Raw genomic sequence first — 7,846 nt, 5'->3', positions numbered from 1 at the left:
TGGACAGGCAGGGCATGCGGGCATTTATCCATGCCTTTGAGAGGGCAACGCTCGATTTGTTCACGCTGCCCTTGCCCACGGCCGCGGCCATCGAGGGGCACGCCATAGCGGGCGGCACCATCCTGGGATTGGCCGCGGATTTTCGCATCGCCGCCGCCGGCAAGAAGCTGATGGGCCTGAACGAGATCAAGCTGGGGATTCCGGTGCCCTGCCTCGCTCTGATGATGCTGGAGCAGACCGTGAGCCGCCCGGTGGCCCAGGAAATGCTTTACCACGGCGAGTTCGTCAAGGCGGAACAGGCTTTGGACACGGGATTGGTGGACGAGGTGGTTGCACCGGGCTTTGCCGTGGAAAGGGCGCTTGCAAGGCTGGCTTCCATCGCCGCGCATCCGGGCGGGGCCTTCAGGGCGATGAAAGCCGCCCGGGTGGAAATCATCCGCGACAAGTTCGAACGGACCTACGTCGAACAGCACGAACGTTTCCTGGACTGCTGGTTCCAGGCTGACACCCGGGTCCTGCTCGAAGAGGCGGCGGAAAAATTCAGAAAAGGCGCTTAGCCGCTGTGGGGTTGACATTCGGCCAAAATGCAGGGATAAATCCCTGCGCTACAAAGCGGTTAGCCTACAGCAACGTAGAATCTGAAGTCCTCAGGCTTTCCCGAAGGGTAAACAACATGGAAAAATAGACACCATCCGTGGAATTCACCTGTGGTAATATCCGCGAAATGGTACTATCGTTAGAATTTTGGTTATTATTACAACATATTATCTATTCTTTGCCATGTTGTTTATGCAACGATGGGGTCAATTCCGATTCATACGGTTTGGAAATACGCTTACGTGCTGGGGAGGAGGATATGACAGGTCGATCGTTTAGAAACATCATATACGCAAAGGATGACGAGACGGGCATTGCCCAGATAACCCTGAACCGGCCGGAGATAAAAAATGCCCTGACCATCGTTCTTACGTTGGAGCTGGGCGATGCGGTCGAACAAGCCGCGCTGGACGACGGTGTCAAGGGGCTGATCATAACCGGTGCCAAGGACCCGAACAGCGACGATCCTACCAGGGAGGCCTTCAGCAGCGGCGGCTATTTCGATTTTTCGGAAGTGGAAGCTCTGGACGAGGAGACCAAACGCCGCATCGACTTTCAGGACATCGCTCTGAAAAAGCTGTGTCTCAGGATGTGGCGGCTGGACAAGCCCGTTATCGTGGCCATGAACGGCCTGGCAATCGGCGGCGGCTTTACGATCCCCCTGGCTTGTGCCGACTTGATCTATGCTTCCGAATATGCCTGGGCGCGGCTCCCGTTTGTAAGGCTGGGCATAGCGCCTGAATTGGCCTCGAGCTTTTTGCTCCCGAGGCTGGTGGGATTCCAGAAAGCAAAGGAGATCATGTTTTTCGGGGAAAAGCTCAGTGCCGAGGAGATGGCGGCCATGGGTGTCGTCAACAAAGTGCTGCCCCACGACGAACTGATGCCTTTTGTGCGCGAGCGGATGCTGGATCTGGTGCCGCCCAGAGGCCCCTGGCAGTCCGTGCGTCAAACCAAGGCCATGCTGCAAAAAGCCCTGATAGAAGAGGTCACCCAGGCATTGGACCGGGAAAACGTCGTTCTGAACCGTCTTTTCAGCGGTGCCGATTTTCAGGAGGCCTTGACCGCCCGTCTTGAAAAACGGGATCCGGTTTTCAGGGGAGAATGACGGCCGGTTCGGGTTGACTTGCCGGCCAATGCCCACGCCTTGATATTGCAGATAGGCCTAAAAGATCTTGAAAGCATCCAATTCATCGAGAAAGGACTTGCCATGCGTTACGACCTGATCGACACGCCGTTGGGCGAACTTTTGGTTGCCGGGGACGAGGACGGCATCCGGCGCATCAATTTCCAGCAGGGGAATCAGCCGTTTCCCATCGGTGCCGATTGGAAACGGGACCGCCGGTTCATGGGGGAGGCGGCCGCTCAGCTGAAGGCCTATTTTGCGGGCAGCCTGAAACGCTTCGACCTGCGGCTCGCCCCGCAGGGTAGCGATTTTCAGCGGAGGGTCTGGCGGGCCCTGCAGGGCATCCCTTACGGGGTCCTGGTTGCATATCAGGATATCGCCGATGAAATCGGCAATTCGAAAGCCTGCCGGGCCGTCGGTGCCGCCAATGGCAAAAATCCGATTCCGATCGTCATTCCATGCCACAGGGTCGTCGGCAGCAACGGGAAGCTGACCGGCTTCGCCGGCGGTCTGCACCTCAAGGAATATTTGATCGAGCTCGAGTCGGCAGCCTATGCCGGGGGACGGGCCCGCCGATAGGAATAGGAAGTCCGGGTTTATTCCACCGTTGCAACGCCGGGGAGTATTTGTCGGAAACCAGGCTGCCGTGTAGAGAAATTGCTTCCTTGGCGGAATCAAAGGTTCACAGGCGCATCCTTTTCATTTCGGCATCGTCTTGTAAAATTTGCTGGAGAGCGTTTTTTTATTGACAAACAACTGGGATCCTAGTATCCAATGATCCCAGTGTGCTTGCAGGAGAGTGCGTCCGAAATTATGTCACCGATTACAACCAAAAACAATTGGAGCCTGCGTAAGGAGATTTTCGACTATCTGGTCGCTCTGATCGAGAAGGGCGAACTGAAACCCGGTTCGCTTATCAACGTGCGACGACTGACGGAGGAGCTGAACGTCAGCCGGACGCCGCTGCGCGAGGCCCTGGCTCAGATGGAGGTTCAAGGGCTGGTTACGATTATGCCCCAGAGGGGTGTCCTGATCAATGTCCTGACCTACGATGACCTGCTGGATCTTTTCGAGATAATCGGAGCCTTGGAGTCCCAAGCCCTCATGCACGTATTCGATCGGATCGACGATGCAAAGATCGATGAAATGGAGCGTTGCAACCGCAACATGCTCGAGGCCGTCGAGAAGGGCAAAAACCGCCAGTTTCACGAGACCAACAGTCAATTCCACAAGGTGTTTCTGGACCTTTGCGCCAATACGGAACTGACATCCTATGTGGGCAACCTGAAGCTACGGTTGTTCGGATTTGCCATGAAAAGCTACCGGGACCGGTTTAAACGCGCCATCGTGGAAGAACACGGTATCTTTTTAAATCTGTTGCGGGAGGGCGGAGGTAAGGCAGCATCCGAGTATCTCAAGGATGTTCATTGGAAATTCAACTATCCGGATAACTTCATCCGGCCCGACGCCGTCAATGACGGCGTCAGATAATGTTTACTTAAACCCTGCCCTCGAGGCTGACTCAGGGGTTGATGGTTGTTAGCAATCAGCATTATGTTCAATAACTTCAGGAGGAAAAATTATGGCTAAGATGAAAATGACCACCGAAGAAGCGTTTATCAAAGTCCTTCAAATGCATGGCGTCGACAACGCGTTCGGCATCATCGGTTCGGCGATGATGCCGGTAACCGATTTGTTTCCCAAGGCCGGGATCACGTTCTGGGATTGCGCCCATGAAAACAGCGCCGGCATGATGGCGGACGGGTTCACCCGCGCTTCCGGCAAAATGAGCATGCTCGTCGGACAGAATGGCCCCGGTATCGCCAACTTTGTCACACCGGTTAAGGTGGCTTACTGGAACCATACGCCTCTTTTGCTGATCACGGCCCAGGCGGCCAACATGACAATGGGTCAGGGCGGTTTTCAGGAAGTGCCGCAGATGTCCATGTTCGAGGACATGGTTGCCTATCAGGAAGAAGTGCTTCACCCGTCCCGCGTGGCCGAGGTGCTCAATCGCGTCATCCTGCGGGCCAAGCGCGCTTCAGCGCCGGCCCAGATCAACATTCCGCGCGACTTCTGGACCCAGGTTGTCGAGATCGAACTGCCTCCCATTGTCGAATTCGAACGTCCGGCCGGTGGTGAGGGGGCTGTGGCCCAGGCGGCGGAACTTCTGTCCAATGCCAAGTTCCCCGTCATTTTGAACGGCGGCGGCGTCGTGCTCGGCGGGGCCATCGAAGCCTCCAAAGCGCTGGCGGAACGTCTGGATGCCCCGGTCTGCTGCGGCTACCAGCACAATGACGCCTTTCCGGGCAGCCACCGGCTGTTTGCCGGCCCCCTGGGCTACAACGGGTGTAAAGCCGGAATGGAGATGATTTCCAAAGCTGACGTGGTGTTGGCGCTGGGCACCCGCCTCAATCCGTTTTCGACACTGCCCAGTTACGGCATCATCGACTACTGGCCGCACGGTGCCAAGATTATTCAGGTCGAAATCAATCCCGACCGCATCGGTCTCACGAAACCGATTACGGTGGGGATTGTCGGCGACGCCAAGAAAGTCGCCGAATCGATCCTCACGCAACTGTCCGATACGGCCGGTGACATCGACCGTGAAAAACGAAAAGCCGCTTTGGCAAAAGCCAAGGAAGACTGGCAGAAAGAACTGGCCACCATGGATCATGAACTGGATGATCTCGGCACCACCTGGAACGAGCGCTGCCAAAAACGGGAGCCCGAAAAAATGACGGCTCGCATGGCCTGGCGTGCCATCGTTGCAGCCTTGCCCAAAGAGGCCATTATCTCCTCGGACATCGGCAACAATTGCGCCATCGGCAATGCCTATCCGGCCTTCGAAGAGGGACGTAAATATTTAGGCCCGGGCATGTTCGGATCCTGCGGCTACGGTTTTCCGGCCATCCTGGGCGCCAAGATCTCCAAACCCGATGTGCCGGTGGTCGGTTTTGCCGGCGACGGAGCCTTCGGTATCTCCATGAACGAACTCACGGCCTGCGGACGCGATGAGTGGCCGGCGGTCACCATGGTCATTTTCCGCAACTACCAGTGGGGGGCGGAGAAACGCAATACCACCCTCTGGTACAGTGATAACTTCGTGGGAACGGAATTGAATAGTAATGTCTCGTACGCCGGTATAGCCAAAGCCTGCGGTTTGCAGGGTGTCCAGGTAATGACCGCGGAAAGCCTCACCGATACCCTCAATGACGCTGTCAAGGCCCAGATGGAAGACGGCGTTACCACGATCATCGAGGTATTGACGAACCAGGAACTGGGCGAACCGTTCCGCCGGGATGCCATGACCGCACCGGTTGCCGTTGCGGGAATCGACATCGCCGACATGCGCCCCCAGAAAGGCGTATAAGACGCAGCAGGTTTCGCCAATGTTGACCGTTAAGGGGCATGGTTATTGACTTCTATGGCCATGCCCTTTTGATATCCTACCGATACGCTTTTTCTGCGGCGTAAAGATTGTTCCAAATGAATTGATGGAGATAAAATCATGATCGATTTAAGAAACATTCCCTCTGCAAAAGAAGATCTGGACCGCTACGAAGTGGAAAACAATTTCCAGTCATGGTCCTTCCAACCTGACCAATCGCCTCCCCGGGTGGTTTCCGCCAGGGGGGTGCGCTTCACCACGGAAGACGGACGGGAACGTTTGGACTTCAGCTCCTGCTTCGTGAGTCACAATATCGGCCATCAGGACGAGCGCGTCATCAACGCCATCTGCGAGCAGGCAAGAACCCTTTCCAGTTTTGCTCCGAGCATGTCCACGGCACCGCGGGCCAAACTTGCTAAAATGCTGGAAATGATCACTCCGGGAGATCTTTCTCGCTCGTTTATCTCGCTGGGCGGAACCGAGGCCAATGAGGCTGCAATAAAAATCTGTCATCAATATACCGGCAGGAGAAAACTGCTGACCCGCTATCGAACCTACCATGGTGGAACCGCAACTTCCATGACCGTGTCTTCCGGGGACGCCAGGGGCTGGGCCCAGGTTCTTGGGGGAACGGAACTGGTTACCGTCCCCCAACCGTACTGTTATCGATGCATGTTTGGTCAAAGCTATCCTGATTGTGATTTGCAATGCGTAAAATATGTCGACGACGTAATTGAGCTGGAAGGGGGAAGTGAAAAAGTGGCTGGGATCATTTTCGAGCCAGTGACCGGTGCCAACGGAGTTATCGTGCCGCCCCCCGAGTATTTCCCCAGGCTCCGGGAGGTATGCGATAAATGGGATATCCTCATGATTGCCGACGAAGTGATGAGTGGGTTCGGCCGGACCGGGAAGTGGTTTGCTATGGACCATTGGGACGTGGTACCGGATATCATGACCATGGCCAAGGGCTTGACATCGGGATATGTACCCCTTGGCGCAACTATCGCTCGCAAACACATCGGCGATCGCTTCAAGGAGCAATTTTTCAGTCATGGCGCAACCTATGCCGGGCATGCGCTGGGTTGTGCTGCTGCATTGGCAGTGCTTTCCATCTATGAGGAAGACAATCTGATCGAAAATTCCGAAAAAATGGGTCGATATCTGCTGGAAAAAGCAATGGAGCTCGAGGATAAACACGCCTGTGTAGGCGATATCCGCGGGCTTGGACTTTTTGTTGGTGTTGAGCTGGTGCGGAACAAGAAGACCCGAGAACCGCTGATTCCATTGGATGCAAAAATCCGATCGGGTATGAACCCCAAGCTTGAAGTGGCCAAAAGGCTCGGCGAATTGGGCATGATGGCCATGGCAGCCAATCCGGCAAATGTGATTGCCATGGCGCCTGCGTTGATCGTCACCAAGGATGAAATCGATGAAGGCGTGGCCATCATGGACAAGGCCCTGGAGGCGGCGGATGTCTACACAGAGTAAAAGAGCCGTACTCGTGATCAACGCAGGAAGTTCTTCGGTCAAGTTTACCCTGTTCAGCATCAGGGATGAAACCGTCCTGGCCAAAGGCATCGTGGAGCGCATCGGCCTCGAGGGCACGCAGATGACCGCCACGACCCGCAGGGGAAAGAAATTTACCCGGGCGGCCGTAGTGAAAAACACACACGAGGCGGTATCCCGGATTGTCGCATTTTTGATTGACCCGGTACACGGGGTGCTCGAGAGCAGACAGGCGGTGGCAGCCGTCGGCCACCGCGTCGTTCACGGCGGAGAAAAAATCAATGCTTCCGTCGTCATCGATGAACGTGTCAAGGATATCATTCGAAACTGTGCCGCCCTGGCCCCGCTGCACAATCCACCCAACCTGGAGGGGATAGAGGCCTCCCAGAACAGTTTTCCGGAAACGACCCAGGTGGCCGTTTTCGACACGGCTTTCCACGCCTCCATACCGGAAAGCGCCTTTCTCTACGGGCTTCCCTATCACTTGTACACCGAGGATAAAATCCGCCGCTACGGATTTCACGGTACCAGTCACTGTTATGTCAGCCACGAGGCCGCCCGCATCATGGGCCGGCCGATAGAGACGCTGAAAATAATCACCTGCCACCTGGGAAACGGCAGCAGCATCACCGCCGTGGACGGAGGCAGGAGCGTTGACACCAGCATGGGGTTTACCCCACTGGAGGGGACCGTCATGGGAACCCGCAGCGGGAGCATCGATCCGGCCATCGTTATCCACCTGATGATGCACAAGGGACTGACCGCGGAGCAGGTGAACGCACTGCTCAACGAACAAAGCGGTTTCCTGGGCATGGCCGGAATAGGCAGCAGTGACGTGAGGGATGTCCTGGCGGCCATGGAAAAAGGCGATGCACGGGCAGCGGCGGCCGTTGAGGTGTACGTTCACCAGGTACGGAAATACCTGGGGGCCTACACGGCCGTCATGAACGGTCTGGATGCGGTCGTGTTTACGGGCGGAATCGGCGAGAATGCCGCCGTGATCCGTGAAATGGTGTGCAACGGCGGTCCGGGCATGGGCCGGCTGGGTATCCGGCTGGATCCGGAAAGAAATGGTTCGGCCGGTAAAAAGGCACGGGCGATACACGTGGAAGGGGCTGACGTATCGATCCTGGTGATCCCCACCGATGAAGAAAAGGAGATCCTCCGCCAAACCGTGTCGGTTCTCGATTCCTAATTAATTGGGTGCTGGGCCGGGCACACCACTCGGA

The 7,846-nt window shown here is 56.1% G+C and carries 7 protein-coding genes; all 7 read left to right on the top strand.

Annotated features, from left to right (window positions below):
* Positions 1-557, top strand: a 557-nt coding sequence (locus tag LJE94_12210) for an enoyl-CoA hydratase/isomerase family protein (protein MCG6910874.1), incomplete at its 5' end; no start/stop codon positions are given.
* Between the two features lie 299 nt (positions 558-856).
* A complete protein-coding gene (locus tag LJE94_12205; GenBank protein ID MCG6910873.1) occupies positions 857-1,702 on the top strand; it encodes an enoyl-CoA hydratase/isomerase family protein in 846 nt (281 codons plus the stop codon).
* Between the two features lie 102 nt (positions 1,703-1,804).
* A complete protein-coding gene (locus tag LJE94_12200) occupies positions 1,805-2,299 on the top strand; it encodes a methylated-DNA--[protein]-cysteine S-methyltransferase (protein ID MCG6910872.1) in 495 nt (164 codons plus the stop codon).
* A gap of 234 nt (positions 2,300-2,533) precedes the next feature.
* Positions 2,534-3,211, top strand: a complete 678-nt coding sequence (locus LJE94_12195; protein MCG6910871.1) for a GntR family transcriptional regulator — start codon at positions 2,534-2,536, stop codon at positions 3,209-3,211.
* 100 nt (positions 3,212-3,311) lie between these two features.
* Positions 3,312-5,093, top strand: coding sequence for a sulfoacetaldehyde acetyltransferase (gene xsc / locus LJE94_12190; protein MCG6910870.1), 1,782 nt, complete (start codon positions 3,312-3,314; stop codon positions 5,091-5,093).
* Positions 5,094-5,231: 138 nt separating this feature from the next.
* Positions 5,232-6,599 (top strand): aminotransferase class III-fold pyridoxal phosphate-dependent enzyme, encoded by a 1,368-nt coding sequence (locus LJE94_12185; protein MCG6910869.1) that lies wholly within the window; start codon positions 5,232-5,234, stop codon positions 6,597-6,599.
* A complete protein-coding gene (locus LJE94_12180; protein MCG6910868.1) occupies positions 6,583-7,812 on the top strand; it encodes an acetate kinase in 1,230 nt (409 codons plus the stop codon). Before LJE94_12185 ends, LJE94_12180 begins: the two co-directional genes overlap by 17 nt.
* The last annotated feature ends 34 nt before the right edge of the window (positions 7,813-7,846 follow it).

This window comes from Deltaproteobacteria bacterium (genome assembly GCA_022340465.1).
GTDB lineage: Bacteria > Desulfobacterota > Desulfobacteria > Desulfobacterales > B30-G6 > JAJDNW01.
The sequence above is the reverse complement of the archived record's forward strand: the minus strand, read 5'-3'. Positions and strand labels throughout refer to the sequence as shown.